Here is a 15,950-nt window from a genome sequence, read left to right as displayed (position 1 = left end):
GTGGGTCGCTGGGCTTGGCCGTCGTACGGGGTCTCGTGCGGACGGCAGCGGGCGCATTCCGCCGGGCTGACGATCTGCCGGGCCGGGCGGCCGTTGTCGCATGCCGGTTTCACCCGCGCGCCGGTTTCACCCGCGTGGTGGGCGCGTTCCGGACGGGCGGGAGTGAACGGGCGGTCCTGAGGGGGGAAGTCCGCGCCGGGGTTCGCGCCGGGCGCGGAGGAGTGCGCTGACGGGATGGTGTGCGCCGGCGCGGCCTCGGGCTCCCGTGTCCTCGTCAGGCGGACGGTGGCCCACGGAGCGCAGGCCGAGCCCGGCGACGAGCAGGAGCGCTCCGGCCGCCGCCAGTTCGGCCGTCCGCACCCCGGCCGCGAACGCCGTCCCCGACAGCAGCGAACCGAACAGGGACACCCCGGCCACGCCCCCGACCTGGCGCCCCGCGGTGAGCAGCCCCGAAGCGGCGCCCTGCCGGGACGCGGGCGCCGTCGACAGCAGCACCGCCGTCATGGCGGGCACCACCAGCCCGCAGCCCATCCCGACGGCGAACAGCGCCCCGGCGACCACCGCGTACGGCACCCGGACGTCGGCGGCGGCGACCGAGGCCAGGCCGAGCGCGCCGAGCGCCGCCCCGCCCACCATGGGCCCGCGTCCGCCGCCGCGGGCGGTCAGCCGCCCGGCCAGCAGGTTGCTCAGGACGAGGGTGGCGGTCATCGGCAGCAGTGCCAGCCCGGTGTGCCACGGGTCGTACCCCGCGCCGATCGCGAACCGCAGGGAGAAGACGAACACGGCGCCGTAGAAGGCGAGATTGACCAGCAGGCCGATCGTGACGAGCGGTACCACCGACGGCAGGCGGAGCAGGTCCAGCGCGGGCAGCGGCCGGACGCGGTGGCGTGCCCGGGCGCCCGCGACCGCGACGAGCACGATGGCCGCCAGGCACGCCAGGACCGGCCAGCTTTCGCGGCGGGCCGCGGGCACCGCGACCAGCAGCGTCAGCGCGGTGCACAGCCCGGCCGCCGTCACCCCGTGCCCGACGGCGTCGAAGCCGGACACCCCGGTGGGCGGCGCCGCCCGGACGCGCCGGGCGATCACGCCGAGGATTCCGAGGACCGCGAGGCCGCACACCGCGCTCGGCGCGAACACCGCCCGCCACCCGAACTCCGTGACCAGCAGCCCGCCGAGCAGCGGCCCCGCCGACACCGCCACCGCGCCGGTGGCGGACCAGGAGGAGACCGCGCGGGCCCGCCCGGCCGGGTCGGTGCGGGCGGTGCCGACCAGCGCGAGGGAGGACGGGGTCACGGCGGCGGCGCCGAGGCCGGACACCGCCTGCGCCGCCAGCAGCCCGGCCCACGAGGGCACCAGGAAGCACGCGGACGAGCCGAGCACGACCAGCAGCAGCCCGCCCGCGAAGACCCGGCGCGCCCCGACGCGGTCGCACAGGTTGCCGGCCGGCAGCAGGAACCCGGCGAAGACCAGGGTGTAGGCGTTGACCACCCACGTCAGCGCGCCCGTGGTGACCCCGAAGTGGTGCCGGATCGGTGGCAGCGCCACGTTGGGCGCGGTGGAGAGGTTCAGGACGAGGAAGAACCCGAGGTTGGCGGCGAGCAGCGTGCCGCGCACGGCGGGCCGCCCTTGGGGGCCTCCGCGAACCCGGCCGGTCATACGGGAGGCGCGGTGCCGGTGGGCCCGGGGAGGGGCGGGGTGATGAGGTCGTCGAGGGCGCCCTCCGGGTGGTCCAGGAGGAGGTCGAAGGCCGCCATCGTGCGGTCGGCGACGCCGCGGGCGGTGGGGGCGGCCATCGCGTTCCGCCGGTGGACGAGTTGGAGGAGCAGTCCGCCCGCGTCGTGTTCCTGCGCGTACAGGACACAGGGCGCCTTGGTGAAGCCGTGGTCCAGGACGGTGTACGCGAAGTCGACGCCGCCCGCCGTGACCCGCCGCGCCGGGTGCGTGAGGAAGTTGAGCACCGCCTCGGCCGGGGGCGCCGGGCCGCCGCGCGCCATCCAGTCGGTGGGGCAGTCGGCGGCGGAGTACGCCTCGGCGACCTCGCCGCGCAGCCGCTGGAGGTAGCGCAGCGTCGTGTCACCCGGGCGGCAACTCACTCGCAGCGGAAGGAAGTTGAGCAGGAAGGCGGGGACGTCGCTCTGCTCGGGGTGCTCACGGTTGGCGATCGGGGCGTGGACGAAGAAGCTGTCGGCGCCCATGACCGGCCGCAGGGCGAGCGCGTACGCCCCGAGCACGATCATGAAGGGCGTCAGGCCCTGCCGCGCCCCGAGCGTCCGGGCCTCCCGCAGCCGGTCGGCGGTCAGCAGGCGTTCGAGGGTGGTGGAGCGGTGGTGGGCGGGGAGGGGGGTTGGGGGGTGGTTGGTCGGCTGGGGTGGTGGGGGTGGCTCGTCGGGTACGAGCGCGGCGGCCATCGGCTCGTTCGTCGGCCCTGGGTCGTTCGTTGCCTCTGGCTCGTCCGTCGCGATCGGCTCGTTCGTCGAACCTGGCTCGTCCGTCGCCCCCGGGTCGTCCGCCGTTCCCGGCTCGTCCGTCCTCGCCGACTCGCTGAACGCTCCCGTCGGTGGGTCGGCGAAGACCTGCTCCCAGTGTCGCCAGGCGGCGCGCCGGGCCGGGTCGGCCAGGGCCGCGCGCTGCCAGGCCAGGTAGCCGTCGTACCGGAGGGCGCGGGCCGGATCCGGCGCGGTGGCGGGTTCGCCGTAGAGGCGGGCGAAGCGTTCGACGAGGAGGGTGACGCCCCAGCCGTCGAGCACGATCTCGTGCAGGGTCAGCAGCAGGCGGTGCTCGTCGCGGCCCGTGCGGTACAGGGCGACCCGGACGGCGGGGGCGTCGGGCAGGGAGAACGGCGTGGTGGCGGCGGTCAGGGCGGCCTGCCGGTAGGTGTCCTCGCGGTGGGCCCGGCTCGTCCGCGTCAGGTCCACCGGCGGTGGCAACGGGATGTCCCAGACCGGGAAGTCGTGCGTGTACCGGCCGCCCTCGGCGTACCAGCGGGCCGTCAGGACGGGGCTCTCGGCGAGCAGCGCCTGCCAGGCGCGCGCCAGGCGGCCGGTGTCCAGGGGGCCCGTCAGGCGCAGCGTGCCCTGGTAGCCGAACGCCGGATTGTCCGGGGAGCGTTCCCAGGACGCGTACAAGTGGCGCTGGTACGGCGTCATCGCGTGGCGGCGGACGGCGCCGGGGGCCGGTGCGGGCGGCGCTTCGGCGCGGACGGGCGGGGTGGCGGGGGTCAGCAGCGGGGCGATGTCGCGCGGGGTCTGGCCGATCAGGATGTCCCGCAGCGCGACCCGGTACCCCGCGGCCCGCAGGTGCGCCGCGACCCGCATCCCGCGCAGTGAATCGCCGCCGAGCCGGACGAAGGACTCGTCCCGGCCCACCTCGCGCAGCCGCAGCGCCCCGGCCATCGCCGCCGCGACGGCGCGCTCGGGGGCGTCGACCGGGGCGTTGTAAGGCTGCCGGTCGGAGGCGGCTTCCGGGGCGGGCAGCGCCTCGTAGGCGACCTTGCCGTTCTGGTTCACCGGGATCTCCGGGAGGGTGACGAAGGCGCCCGGCACCATGGCGGCGGGGAGCCGACGGGCGCAGTGCGCCGTCAGTTCGGCGGGCAGCGGGCGGGCGGCGTCACCGCAGACGTAGGCCACGATCCGCGGTGCCGGGGACTCGCCCGTCAGCGCCGTCTCGCGGCCGATCAGCATCGCCTCGCCGCCCGGCCGCCACACGCGCACCGCGCACGCGGTCACCGCCGGGTGCGCGCGCACCACCGCCTCGATCTCCCCGAGTTCGACGCGGACGCCGCCGATCTTCACCTGCCGGTCGACCCGGCCCAGGTACTCCAGGCCGTCGTCCGGCGTGCGGCGCGCCCGGTCGCCGGTCCGGTACAGCCGCCCGTGGCCGGACGGGGCGGCCGGATGCCGGTCGTCCGAGGTGGATGGGCCCCGGCCATCCACGGCGAACGGGTCCCGGCCATCCACGGCGAATGGGTCTCGGTCGTCCGAGGTCAACGGGTCCCGGCGGTCCGGCGTGAACGGGTCCCGGAAGAAGGCGTCGCGGGTCCGTTCCGGGTCGCGCAGGTAGCCGCGGCCGACCCCGGCGCCGCCCACGAACAGTTCGCCGGGCTCTCCTGGCTCGCAGGCACGCCAGCCCTCTCCGTCCCGGGCCAGGACGTAGAGGGTGGTGTGCGCCACCGGGGAGCCGATGGGCAGGCGGAGGCCGGTGGTGTCCTCGGGGCGGACGATGTGGTGGGTGACGTCGTCGGAGCACTCGGTGGGCCCGTACGCGTTCATCAGGCGGCAGGTGGGCACCGCGGCGAGCCACCGGCGGGCGGTCGCCGGGGACAGTTCCTCGCCGGTGGCCAGCATCCAGCGCAGGGACGGGAGCCGGGGGGCCGTCCCCGTCAGTTCCTCGGCCATGAGTTGGAGGAGGGTGGGCACGGTCTCGGCGACGGTGATCTCCCGCCGGGCCAGTTCCTCGGCCAGCCGCACCGGGTCCCGGCTCACGTCGTCGGGGAACACCTCGGCGACGCCGCCCACGACGAGCGGGGCGAGCATCTGCCACACGGAGATGTCGAAGGCCAGGGGCGCGGTCTGGGCGACCCGGTCGGCGCGGGTGAGGGCGAGGTCCTCGATCTTGGCCCAGAGGTGGTTGAGCATCCCGCCCTGCTCGATGACGGCGCCTTTCGGGGCGCCGGTGGAGCCGGAGGTGTAGATGACGTAGCGGGGGTGGTGGGGGGTGGTCGGGGCGGTGGGGCGCCGCGTACCGGTCTCCGGATGCCCGGCGGCCGGGGCCACAGGAGCGAGAGCGGAGGGAACGGGGGCGGGGGTTCCGGGCCGGTCGTCGGTCCCCGCCGGGAAGCCGGCCGCGTCGGACCACGTCCGCAGCGGGCACCCCAACGCGTTCGCCGCCCGCGCCACCGGCGAACCCGTCCGCTGCGCGTCCGAGGTCAGGACGACGGCCGGGTCCGCCCGCCGCAGCACATCGCGCAGCCGCAGCTCCGGCCAGAGGTGGTCCAGAGGCAGGTAGACAGCGTCTACCAGCTCGCAGGCGAGGAAGGCGGCCAGGACGTCGGCGCCCCGCGGCGCGGCCACGGCGACCAGCTCTCCCCCGGCACCGGCGCCGTCGAGCAGCGCGGCCAGCCGTCCGGCCCGGTCCAGCAGGTCGGCGTACGACAACGGCCCCTGGTCATCGCGTACGGCCGGCCGGTCGGGGTCGGCGGCGGCATGCCGCCGGACCCAGGCCACGACGGGGACGGAGAGGTCGCGGCCGGGGAGCGGGACAGAGGCCGGTGTCGTTGCGGCGGCTGGTGCCGCACCCTGGGCCGGTTCCGCGCCGCGCAGGGCGAGCGCCGCGGCCCGGTCGCGTTCCCGGGCGGTGAGGGGCAGCTCGGGGAAGGCGTCGACGTCGAGCAGGGCGCCTGACAGCGACAGCGACACCTTGCGCTTGGGCTCCTCACCGTCCGGAGGCGCACGCCGCTCGTCCTGGGCGTTCCCGGCGCCGCCGTCGCTCCCGATGCCGCCCGCGTTCCCGAAGGCGTCCGCGCTCCCGACGTCGCCCGCGTTCCCGATGCCGCCGTCGTTCATCGTTTCCCCCTCGGTGTGTTCGGGTTGTGGGCCGCGCCGCCCGACCCGCGCCCCCTGGTGCGGGTCCGGCGCCGGTGACGGGCCGCCCAGGCGGGGCGGACGGGCGGGGCAGTGAGAGCGAGCGAGCCCCGGCTGCGTACGGCCGGAAGCGGAAGCGGATGACCCCCCGCGTGGGCCCCGGCCCCGCCGCCCCGAGAACGGCGATACGAAGGCCCCCGCCAAGCGCCACGAAGCGCTGCGCCCCGAGCACGGCGGCCCGCCTCCGCCCCGACGCGCACCCGCGTCACCCCGCGGCCGCGTCCTCCCCCGCCCCGTCCACGGCCTGCGGAAAGTGCTCCGCCACCCATGAATCCGAGTAGACGGTGTCCGTATAGCGGTCGCCCAGGTCCGGCGAGATGGCGACCATGCGGCTGCCCTCCGACAGCGAGGCGCCCGCGCGCTCCGCCGCGACCAGCACGGTGCCCGTCGAACCACCGACCAGCACCCCGTAGCGCCGGGCGACGCGGCGGCACATGCGGACCGTCTCCGCCTCGCCCACCACGACCTTCTCGAAGGTCCACGAGCTGTCGAGGATCTCCGGCGTCCGGCTCGCCCCGATCCCCGGGATGTACCGGGGCGCGGGCGGGCCGCCGAACAGGACCGAGCCCTCCGCGTCCGCGGCGATGATGCGGGTCGCCGGGCTGTGGGCGGCGAAGTACTCGACGCAGCCCATCAGCGTGCCGGCCGTGCCCACCCCGACCACCAGCGCGTCCGGCGAGCCCACCTCCTTGTAAAGGTGCTCGGCGGTGCCGTCCCGGTGGGCCGTGACATTGGCACGGTTCGCGTACTGGTTGAGCCAGATCAGCCGCGGATCGCAGGCGATCCGCCGGCGGATGTAGTCGATGCGGGTCTTGAGATAGCCGCCGTTGGAATCCCGGCGGGTCACTTTCACCACGTCCGTGCCCAGGGCCCGCATCATCTTCTCCGCCTGGGGGCTGACGTTCGGATCGGTGACGATGGTGAGCGGGTGGCCTTTCTGTGCGCAGACCATGCCCAGGGCGATGCCCAGATTGCCGGAGGAGGATTCGATGAGCCGGGCACCATCCCACAGCAGCCCGTCGGATTCCAGACTCTCGACGAGCCCGGACGCGGTCTTCATCTTGATCGATCCGGCCGGATTGACCCCTTCGATTTTCAGCAGCAACTGAATGCCAGGGACGAATCCTGGTAACTCCAGGAACACATCCTCCAGCACAATGTCCTGCACCTTGCGGTAAATCACACCAGCTCCCCCGTGGAGCTCGTCTCATCAGGGTTGTTACGCCTCGCCGTCCCGCGTCGGCGCGCCCGGCCGCGAAAGTCCCGTCACGCAGATCCCGTACGTACATCCCGTACGCCAGGGTTCCCGCTGCGTGCTGTCGTCCGTGTCGCCCGATGACACATGACCGACCCTCCGCCGCCGGTTCGAGCGGCGACCCGGCGGCGAGTACGAAATGCGGCTATTCCTTATATGGAAGCGTCGATTTCGGTAACGTAACACGACGTCCAATAAGTGGTCAATAGATGAATGAACAGGGCGTACAGGAACGCACGCGGAATGCCGAATGGGGCGCGAGAAACCCACGGGGAAGAATGGGAAACGAATCGACGACAGGTGTCCGATGCCGACGAAAAACAACGAAAAAGCCCCGCGTATCCCCTTCTCGGGAGACACGCGGGGCTTCTGCGAGCCTCACGCCCGGAACAGCTTCACGCCCGGTACGGCTTCACGCCCGGCATGGCTTCACATTCGGTATCCGGCGCCGACCGCGCTCACGGCTCCGACGCCGATCGCCGCACCCGCGACGCGCGTCGCACTCACTGCCGCGGCCGGTCCGCAATCATCCGCGGGCGGCCGGTCCGCAGTCACCCGCGGCAGCCGGTCCGCACTCACCGCGGCGGCCGGTCCGTCCTCAGCGCTGCCAGCTGCCCGCGCTCTGGAACCCGCGGACGCGCTCCAGGCGCCGCCAGCGGGCGGCCGTGGCGCGCGGCGCGGACGGGACCGCGGCCGGCTGGTGGGCGGCGCGGGCCAGGAGGACGGCGGTCAGGGCGGCCAGCTCCTCTTCGCTGGCCAGCCCCTTTTCCACGCGGATGGCGTCGGTGCGGACGGGGTTCACGGATGGTCTCCCTTACTGCGGCGGGTCGCCGGACGGTGGGTTGCTGGGACGGGTGCCGGACTGACGGGTCTCCGGGGCGGGGCCCCGGCTCCGGTCACTGCGGCGGGTTGCCGTGCTTGCGGGCGGGCAGGTCGGCGTGCTTGGCGCGGAGCATGGCCAGCGAGCGGATGAGCACCTGGCGGGTCTCGGTCGGGTCGATGACGTCGTCCACCAGGCCGCGCTCGGCGGCGTAGTAGGGGTGCATCAGCTCGGCCTTGTACTCCTTGACCATCGCCGCGCGCATCGCCTCGGGGTCGTCCGCCTCGGCGATCTGCTTGCGGAAGATGACGTTGGCCGCGCCCTCGGCGCCCATGACGGCGATCTCGTTGGTGGGCCAGGCGTAGGTCAGGTCGGCGCCGATGGACTGGGAGTCCATGACGATGTACGCGCCGCCGTACGCCTTGCGCAGCACGACCGAGATCCGCGGGACGGTGGCGTTGCAGTACGCGTAGAGCAGCTTGGCGCCGTGCCGGATGATGCCGCCGTGCTCCTGGTCGACGCCGGGCAGGAAGCCGGGGACGTCCAGCAGCGTGATGATCGGGATGTTGAACGCGTCGCACATCTGGACGAAGCGGGCGGCCTTCTCGGACGCCTCGATGTCCAGCACGCCGGCCAGCGACTGCGGCTGGTTGGCGACGATGCCCACGACCTGGCCGTCGAGCCGGGACAGCGCGCAGATGATGTTGGTGGCCCAGCGCTCGTGGACCTCCAGGTACTCGCCGTCGTCGACGATCTCCTCGATGACCTTGCGCATGTCGTACGGGCGGTTGCCGTCGGCCGGGACCAGGTCCAGCAGGACGTCGCCGGTGCGCTCCGCCGGGTCGTCGCACGGCACCGTCGGCGGGTTCTCGCGGTTGTTCTGCGGCAGCAGCGACAGCAGGTAGCGGACCTCTTCGAGGCAGGTCTGCTCGTCGTCGTAGGCGAAGTGGGCCACGCCGGAGGTCTCGGCGTGCACGTCGGCGCCGCCCAGGCCGTTCTGGGTGATCTCCTCGCCGGTCACCGCGCGGACCACGTCCGGGCCGGTGATGAACATCTGCGAGGTCTCGCGGACCATGAAGACGAAGTCGGTCAGCGCGGGGCTGTACGCGGCGCCGCCGGCGCACGGGCCCAGCATCACGGAGATCTGCGGGATGACCCCGGACGCCTTGGTGTTGCGCTGGAAGATGCCGCCGTAACCGGCGAGCGCCGAGACGCCCTCCTGGATGCGGGCGCCCGCGCCGTCGTTCAGGGAGACCAGCGGCGCACCGGCCTGGATGGCCATGTCCATGATCTTGTGGATCTTGGTGGCGTGCGCCTCGCCGAGCGCGCCGCCGAAGATCCGGAAGTCATGGGCGTACACGAAGACGGTGCGTCCGTGGACCGTGCCCCAGCCGGTGATCACGCCGTCCGTGTAGGGCTTCTTGTTCTCCAGCCCGAATCCGGTGGCGCGGTGCCGACGCAGCGGCTCGACCTCGTTGAAGGACCCCTCGTCCAGCAGCAGGTCGATCCGCTCGCGAGCGGTGAGCTTGCCCTTGGCGCGCTGCGCTTCGGTGGCCCGCTCGCTGGGGCCCCGCCGGGCCTGCTCGCGGATGGCGTGCAACTCGGCGACGCGCCCGCGGGCGTCGTTCGCCTCAGCGGGCGCATCTTCGACAGTGGTCATACATCGACGGTACGTGGATCAGCCCCCCGAAACCGATGTCGGTTCCGTACAACGTCGGAAGCGATTTGGTGGGCAGGCAAGACAGAACCGTCCAGCAAAATGCCAGTCCCCGCGCGTTCCACCGGGTGGCAGTGCGGTAGCGGTCTGTAGGGGCTCGACAAAGGAGACCCGGGTGATGTTGTCGCGGGTCGATGCTTGACCGTGCCCGCCGGCCGCGAGTTCCGGCCATCCCGCGACCTGCCACGCACCCCGGCGCTCCACGATACCCGCCGGTCAGAGGCTCCCCGCCGGGCCGTTCCGGACGTCGCGCACGCGCCCGTTCCGGACCATCCACGCGCCCGTTCCGGTCCGTCCGCGCACCCGTCCCGGACCGTCCGCGCGGACATTCCGAGCGATCCCGACGGAAAGGTTGAATATTGAACAAGATCTCGTTACGCTCGAACTCGTTGAAGGTTGAACGAATACCTCAACGGCACCACACGTCCCCAAGGAGCAGTCATGCCTCTGTTCACCCGCAAGCGCGCCGAAGCCCCGGTCACCACTCCCGCCACCCCGGCGATCGACCCCGCCCTCGCCGCGCTCACCGGCGACTACACCATCGACCCGGCGCACACCCAGATCGGCTTCACCGTCCGGCACGCCATGGTCACCAACGTCCGCGGCATCTTCGGTGACTTCGAGGGCACGCTGCACCTGGACGGCACCGAGCCGTCCCGGTCCACCGCCTCCCTCGACATCCGGATCGCCTCGGTCGACACCGGCGTGGCGGACCGGGACGCGCACCTGCGCAGCGCGGACTTCTTCGACGCCGCAGCCTTCCCCCTGATGTCCTTCCGCTCCACCTCCGCCGAGCGCGTGGGCGCGGACACCTACCGGATGACCGGCAGCCTGACCATCAAGGACGTCACCAAGCCGCTCACCATCGACCTGGAGTTCCTCGGCTCGGCCACCGACGTGTACGGCGCCGAGCGCGTCGGCTTCGCCGGCAGCGCCGAGATCCAGCGCTCGGAGTGGGGCATCACCTGGAACGCGGCGCTGGAGGCCGGCGGCGTGATGGTCAGCGACAAGGTGAAGCTCGGCTTCGACATCTCGGCGGTCAAGGCCGCCCCGCAGGGCTGACAGCACGCAGGGCCGACGACGCGCCCCGCGCGGCACGCCCGCCGTTCCTTACCGCGCCGCGACCCCGGTCGGGCCCTTGCGAGGGCCCGCGCCGAGGTCGCGGCGCATGTGTATGGGGGACGGGCGGCGGGTGCACGGGCCTTCCCCAAGGCCGACCGGCCCGCCCCGGGTCCTGCGAGTCCTACGAGACTTGCAAGACCTACGAGACCTGTAAGTCCTGCGAGACCCGCGAGTCCTGCAAGACCTACGAGACCTACGCGTCCTGTGAGCCCTGCGGCTCCTGCGGCTGAACCCCCGCCCGCATCAGCCCGTACACATACGCGTCGTCCAGCGCCTGCCAGGAGGCGGCGATCACGTTCTCCGCGACGCCGACCGTCGACCACTCGCCCTGCCCGTCGCTGGTGGACACCAGGACGCGCGTGATCGAGCCGGTGCCGAGCCGGCCCTCCAGGATGCGGACCTTGTAGTCCACCAGCTCCATCCCGGCGAGCTGTGGGTAGATCCGCTCCAGGCCCACCCGCAGCGCCCGGTCCAGCGCGTTGACCGGGCCGTTGCCCTCGGCGGTGGCGAGGATCCGCTCGCCCTTGGCCCACAGCTTCACGGTGGCCTCGTTGGCGTGCGTGCCGTCCGGGCGGTCCTCGACGATGGCCCGCCAGGACTCCACGCGGAAGTACCGCAGCGGCCGGCCCGCCGCCTCCTCGCGCAGCAGCAGTTCGAAGGACGCGTCGGCGGCCTCGTACGTGTAGCCCGCCAGCTCGCGTTCCTTGACGCGCTCCACGACCCGGCCGACGAGCTCGCGGTCGCCGCCGAGGTCGATGCCCAGCTCCCGGGCCTTGAGCTCGATCGAGGCGCGGCCGGCCATGTCGGAGACCAGCATCCGCATGCTGTTGCCGACCAGCGCCGGGTCGATGTGCTGGTAGAGGTCGGGGTCGACCTTGATCGCGGAGGCGTGCAGCCCCGCCTTGTGGGCGAACGCCGAGACGCCGACGTACGGCTGGTGGGTGGACGGGATGAGGTTGACGACCTCGGCGATGGCGTGCGAGATCCGGGTGGTCTCGGCGAGCTTGCCCTCGGGCAGCACCCGCCGCCCGTACTTCAGCTCCAGCGCGGCCACGACGGGGAAGAGGTTGGCGTTGCCCACCCGCTCCCCGTAGCCGTTGGCGGTGCACTGGACGTGCGTGGCGCCCGCGTCGACGGCGGCGAGGGTGTTGGCGACGGCGCACCCGGTGTCGTCCTGGGCGTGCACGCCCAGCCGGGCGCCGGTGTCGGCCAGCACGGTCCGCACGACGGCGGTGATCTGGGCGGGCACCATGCCGCCGTTGGTGTCGCACAGCACGACCACGTCGGCGCCGGCCTCGCTCGCGGTGCGCACCACGCGCTTGGCGTAGTCCGCGTCCAGGGCGTAGCCGTCGAAGAAGTGCTCGCAGTCCAGGAAGACGCGGCGGCCGTGCGCGCGCAGGTGGGCGACGGTGTCGCGGACCATCGCCAGGTTCTCCTCGGGCGTGGTGCGCAGCGCCAGTTCGACGTGCCGGACGTGGGACTTGGCCACGAGCGTGATCACCGGGGCGCCGGACTCCAGCAGCGCCGCGACCTGCGGGTCCTCCTCGACCCGTACACCGGCCTTGCGGGTGGCGCCGAACGCGACGAGCCGGGCGTGCCGCAGGTCCAGTTCGTCGCGGGCCCGCTGGAAGAACTCGGTGTCGCGGGGGTTGGCGCCGGGCCAGCCGCCCTCGATGAAGCCGACGCCGTAGTCGTCCAGGTGCCGGGCGATGGTGAGCTTGTCGGCGACGGTGAGGTTGATGCCCTCGCGCTGCGCGCCGTCGCGCAGCGTCGTGTCGAAGACGTGGAAGGCGTCGTCGGGGAAGCCGTCGCCGGGGAAGCTGTCGTCGGATGCGTCCGTCATGCTGGTCTGACTCCTGTCGGGATCTCGGTCTCCGGATGACCGGCTCCGCCGTCCCTCCATGATCCCCCGCGCTCCGCTCCCCGCATGGGGTGGGCCGGAAAACGAAAAGACCCCTCGCGGGTAGCGAGAGGTCTGCGCGCGGGTCTGGACGACGGTGGCCACGCCGTACTCGGTCGGTACGGGGCGGTCACTGCGGACCGGCGCGCCTGTTGCCAATAATCGTGGCGAACGAGTGCACGGGCGCAGTCTTCCACGCCGCCGTGCGCGGGGCGAACCGGTCTCACGATACGAACCCGCGCACGGCGCGAACCGGCCGCGCGGCGACGCCTCCTCAGGCACCCACCCCCGAAGCCGCCCGCCCCTCGTCCCGTCCGGAAGACCCGGACGTGCCCGCCGCGTCCTTGCCGATCCGGTTCAGGTCCAGCGACCGGGTCTCCCGCATCGTCACGTACACCACCAGGGAGACGGCGGCGCACCCCGCCACGTACCAGTAGTAGCCGGACTCGATGCCGCCGTTCTTGAACCACAGCGCCACGTACTCGGCGGTGCCGCCGAACAGCGCGTTGGCGATGGCGTACGGCAGCGCCACGCCCAGCGCGCGGACGCCGGTCGGGAACAGCTCGGCCTTCACGCACGCGTTGATCGAGGTGTAGCCGGTGACGACGACCAGCGCGAGCAGCGCGAGGCCGAACGCGGGCCAGAAGCTGCCGGCGTGCCGCAGCAGCGTCATGATCGGCACGGTGAGGAAGGTGGAGCCCACCGCGAAGGTGATCAGCAGCGGTCGGCGGCCGATCCGGTCCGACAGCTTTCCGGCCAGCGGCTGAAGGCACATGAACACGAACAGGGCACAGAAGCTCACCAGCGAGGCCGTGGACTTCGGCAGCCCGACGGTGTTCGACAGGTACTTCGTCAGGTAGGTCGTGTACGTGTAGTACGCCACCGTGCCGCCCATGGTGAGCGCGATGACCAGCAGCGCCTCGCGCTTGTGCGCCAGCAGCGCCTTGATGGTGCCGCGCGCCGGGTCGGTCTGCGCCGCGTCGTCCGCCGCGTACACCTCGGTCTCCAGCATGTTGCGGCGCAGGTAGAAGACGACGGCGGCGCCGCACGCGCCGATGATGAACGGGATGCGCCAGGCCCAGCTGTGCAGCGCGTCCTCGCTCATGGTGCGCTGGAGGACGATCTGCAGGCCCAGGCCCAGCAACTGGCCCGCCGTCATGGACACGTACTGGAAGCTGGAGGCGAACCCGCGCTGCCCGGGGGCGGACGCCTCCGTCAGGTACGTCGCGCTGGCCGCGTACTCACCGCCGACCGACAGTCCTTGCAGCATGCGGGCGATCAGCAGCACCGCGACGCCGCCGTAGCCCGCGACCGCGTAGGTGGGGGCGATCGCGATGAGGATCGCCGAGGCGGACATCAGCGTGACGGTGAGGGTGAGCGCCGCCTTGCGGCCCTTGCGGTCCCCGACGCGACCGAGCAGCCAGCCGCCGACCGGGCGCATGAAGAAACCGACGGCGAAGATCCCCATGGTGTTCATGAGGTTCGCGGTGTCGTTCCCCTTCGGGAAGAAGGAGTCCGCGAAATAGACGGCGAAACTGGCGTAAACGAACCAGTCGAACCACTCGACCATATTGCCGGCCGAGCCGACCCATATCTTCTTCCACTGCTGTCGTTCCATAGCCGATCACGGTCGCCGACGATCGGTCTGCGGACAAGGCCCGACGGACAACGATCGTGCGTCACTCGGACCGGTGCGGCCCGGACGGCGCGTCCGCGTGCGCCGGGATCGACGGCGTGCGCCCCCGCCCCGCCCCGTCAGCCCTCCCCCGCATCCGGAAGGACCGCCCCCACCGACTCGTCCAAGAACTCCCGCACGTGCTCCCGCACCCGCTCCCGATCGGTGCCCGGCAGCCCGACGACCAAATGGGTGCCGAACCCGTCCAGCAGCGCGCGCAACCGAGTGGCGAACCGTTCCGCGTCCACCGCCCGCAGCTCACCCCGCGACGCGCCCTCGACCAGCAGCGCCACCAGGTCGCGGTGCCAGGCCAGCTCCAGTTCGAGCTGGCGCTCGCGGGCGGGCGGCCCGGCGGACTGCGAGCGGTTCCACACCTCCAGCCACAGCGTCCAGCGCGGGTCGCGCGGCCCGTCGGGCAGGTAGAGGTCCACCAGGGCGTCCAGCCGCGCGCGCACCGGCAGCGGGCGCGCCAGCGCGGCCCGCCGCTCGGCGCCGAGCTGCTCCTCGCTCCACTGGAGGGTCTGGAGCAGCAGTTCGTCCTTCGTCCCGAAGTAGTACAGGAGGTGGCCGCTGCTCATGCCGACCTCCCGGCCCAGCCCGGCCATGGTCAGCCGCTCCAGGCCCGCTTCGGCGATGGTGGCCATCGCGGCGGCGAGCACCTGCTCGCGCGGCGCGGCGGGCCGCCGCCGGGGGCGGCGGGCGGGAGGGGACACGGGGACCTCCGGGGGCGGGCGGCGCCTGGCGAAAAGGCGGGCCGCCGATTCAGACGGTGGGCTGCTGCTGGGTGACGCAGTGGATGCCGCCACCCGCTGCGAAGATCGTACGGGCGTCCACCAGCGTCACCGTGCGGTCGGGGAAGAGCCGGCGGAAGATCCCGGCGGCGCGCTCGTCGCGCGGGTCGCCGAACGCGCACAGCACGACGCCCCGGTTGCACAGGTAGTGGTTGATGTAGGAGTAGTCGACCAGCTCGCCGTCCACCTCCGTGACGGTGGGCGCGGGCACCTCCACCACCTCCAGCCGCCGCCCGCGCGCGTCGGTGGCGGCGCGCAGCAGCTCGGCGATCTCCGCGCACACGGCGTGGTCCGGGTGCCCGGGGTCGGGCTGGGTGTGGACGAGGACGGTGCCGGGCCGGGCGAACGCGGCGACGATGTCCACGTGCCCGCGCGTGCCGAACTCCCCGTAGTCGGCGGTGAGCCCGCGCGGCAGCCAGATCGCCTTGGTGGTGCCCAGGTGCGCGTGCACCTCCGCCTCCACCTCCGCGCGGGTGAGCCCGGGGTTGCGGCCCGGGTCGAGCTGGACGGTCTCGGTGAGCAGGACGGTGCCCTGCCCGTCCACGTGCAACCCGCCGCCCTCGTTGACCAGCGACGACGCGTACGTACGGGCCCCGGCCAGCCCGGAGACGTAACGGCCGATCCGCGCGTCCCGCTCCCAGCGCGCCCACTCCTGACCACCCCACCCGTTGAACACCCAGTCGGCGGCGGCCAGTTCCCCGTTCCCGTCGGTGAGGAAGGTGGGCCCGATGTCCCGCATCCAGGCGTCGTCCAGCGGCTGCTCCACCACCTCGACGTCCGGCCCGAGCAGGGCGCGCGCCCCCTCCGCCTGCCCGGGAGAGGCGACGACGGTGACGGGCTCGAAGCGGCGCACCGCGCGCGCGACACCGGCCCAGGCCTGCCGGGCCGCCGCCAGCCGCGGGCCGCCCTCCTCGCCGAAGGTGGCGTTGGGGCCCGGCCACGCCATCCAGGTCCGGTCGTGCGGCGCCCACTCGGGGGGCATGCGGAAGCCGTCGGCGGCGGGGGTGCGGGGGGCGGGGGTGGTCATGGCG

10 protein-coding genes are annotated in these 15,950 nt (G+C 73.1%); 1 reads left to right on the top strand and 9 read right to left on the bottom strand.

Features of this window, described 5'->3' with window-relative positions:
• Nucleotides 1–126 precede the first annotated feature (126 nt).
• The 5 genes from ABZX96_RS25640 to ABZX96_RS25620 form a co-directional block, all read right to left on the bottom strand.
• A complete protein-coding gene (locus ABZX96_RS25640; protein WP_355548849.1) occupies nt 127–1,614 on the bottom strand; it encodes an MFS transporter in 1,488 nt (495 codons plus the stop codon).
• Nucleotides 1,615–1,652: 38 nt separating this feature from the next.
• Entirely contained in the window at nt 1,653–5,561 is a 3,909-nt protein-coding gene (locus tag ABZX96_RS25635) for an amino acid adenylation domain-containing protein (protein WP_355548846.1), read from the bottom strand.
• Nucleotides 5,562–5,844: 283 nt separating this feature from the next.
• Nucleotides 5,845–6,822, bottom strand: a complete 978-nt coding sequence (sbnA, locus tag ABZX96_RS25630) for a 2,3-diaminopropionate biosynthesis protein SbnA (RefSeq protein ID WP_355548843.1) — start codon at nt 6,820–6,822, stop codon at nt 5,845–5,847.
• Between the two features lie 670 nt (nt 6,823–7,492).
• Nucleotides 7,493–7,696 (bottom strand): acyl-CoA carboxylase epsilon subunit, encoded by a 204-nt coding sequence (locus tag ABZX96_RS25625; protein ID WP_355548840.1) that lies wholly within the window; start codon nt 7,694–7,696, stop codon nt 7,493–7,495.
• Between the two features lie 94 nt (nt 7,697–7,790).
• Complete coding sequence (locus ABZX96_RS25620) at nt 7,791–9,374, bottom strand: acyl-CoA carboxylase subunit beta (protein ID WP_355548837.1); 1,584 nt, start codon at nt 9,372–9,374, stop codon at nt 7,791–7,793.
• A 498-nt stretch (nt 9,375–9,872) separates the two neighbouring features.
• Between ABZX96_RS25620 and ABZX96_RS25615 the strand changes: the two genes are divergently transcribed.
• Nucleotides 9,873–10,493 (top strand): YceI family protein, encoded by a 621-nt coding sequence (locus ABZX96_RS25615; protein ID WP_355548835.1) that lies wholly within the window; start codon nt 9,873–9,875, stop codon nt 10,491–10,493.
• A 253-nt stretch (nt 10,494–10,746) separates the two neighbouring features.
• Here ABZX96_RS25615 and cimA read toward each other — a convergent pair whose 3' ends face one another.
• The 4 genes from cimA to ABZX96_RS25595 all read right to left on the bottom strand — a co-directional run bounded on the left by cimA (nt 10,747) and on the right by ABZX96_RS25595 (nt 15,946).
• Entirely contained in the window at nt 10,747–12,396 is a 1,650-nt protein-coding gene (gene cimA, locus ABZX96_RS25610) for a citramalate synthase (RefSeq protein WP_355548832.1), read from the bottom strand.
• 331 nt (nt 12,397–12,727) lie between these two features.
• Complete coding sequence (locus ABZX96_RS25605; RefSeq protein WP_355548829.1) at nt 12,728–14,071, bottom strand: MFS transporter; 1,344 nt, start codon at nt 14,069–14,071, stop codon at nt 12,728–12,730.
• A gap of 137 nt (nt 14,072–14,208) precedes the next feature.
• Nucleotides 14,209–14,841, bottom strand: a complete 633-nt coding sequence (locus ABZX96_RS25600; protein ID WP_355548827.1) for a TetR/AcrR family transcriptional regulator — start codon at nt 14,839–14,841, stop codon at nt 14,209–14,211.
• Between the two features lie 49 nt (nt 14,842–14,890).
• Nucleotides 14,891–15,946 (bottom strand): agmatine deiminase family protein, encoded by a 1,056-nt coding sequence (locus ABZX96_RS25595; RefSeq protein WP_355548824.1) that lies wholly within the window; start codon nt 15,944–15,946, stop codon nt 14,891–14,893.
• Between the last annotated feature and the right edge of the window lie 4 nt (nt 15,947–15,950).

Origin of the sequence: Streptomyces sp. NPDC003077 (assembly GCF_040611095.1) — a bacterium.
Taxonomy (GTDB): Bacteria; Actinomycetota; Actinomycetes; order Streptomycetales; family Streptomycetaceae; genus Streptomyces.
Note: the sequence above shows the minus strand (reverse complement) of the source record. Positions and strands in the feature narration are given on the sequence as shown.

What these genes read in the sequence shown, in the direction of transcription:
- ABZX96_RS25635 (WP_355548846.1), bottom strand. Translation starts at nt 5,561, where the DNA reads ATGAACGACGGCGGCATCGGGAACGCGGGCGACGTCGGGAGCGCGGAC.
- ABZX96_RS25620 (WP_355548837.1), bottom strand. Translation starts at nt 9,374, where the DNA reads ATGACCACTGTCGAAGATGCGCCCGCTGAGGCGAACGACGCCCGCGGG.
- cimA (WP_355548832.1), bottom strand. Translation starts at nt 12,396, where the DNA reads ATGACGGACGCATCCGACGACAGCTTCCCCGGCGACGGCTTCCCCGAC.
- ABZX96_RS25595 (WP_355548824.1), bottom strand. Translation starts at nt 15,946, where the DNA reads ATGACCACCCCCGCCCCCCGCACCCCCGCCGCCGACGGCTTCCGCATG.
- ABZX96_RS25605 (WP_355548829.1), bottom strand. Translation starts at nt 14,071, where the DNA reads ATGGAACGACAGCAGTGGAAGAAGATATGGGTCGGCTCGGCCGGCAAT.
- ABZX96_RS25615 (WP_355548835.1), top strand. Translation starts at nt 9,873, where the DNA reads ATGCCTCTGTTCACCCGCAAGCGCGCCGAAGCCCCGGTCACCACTCCC.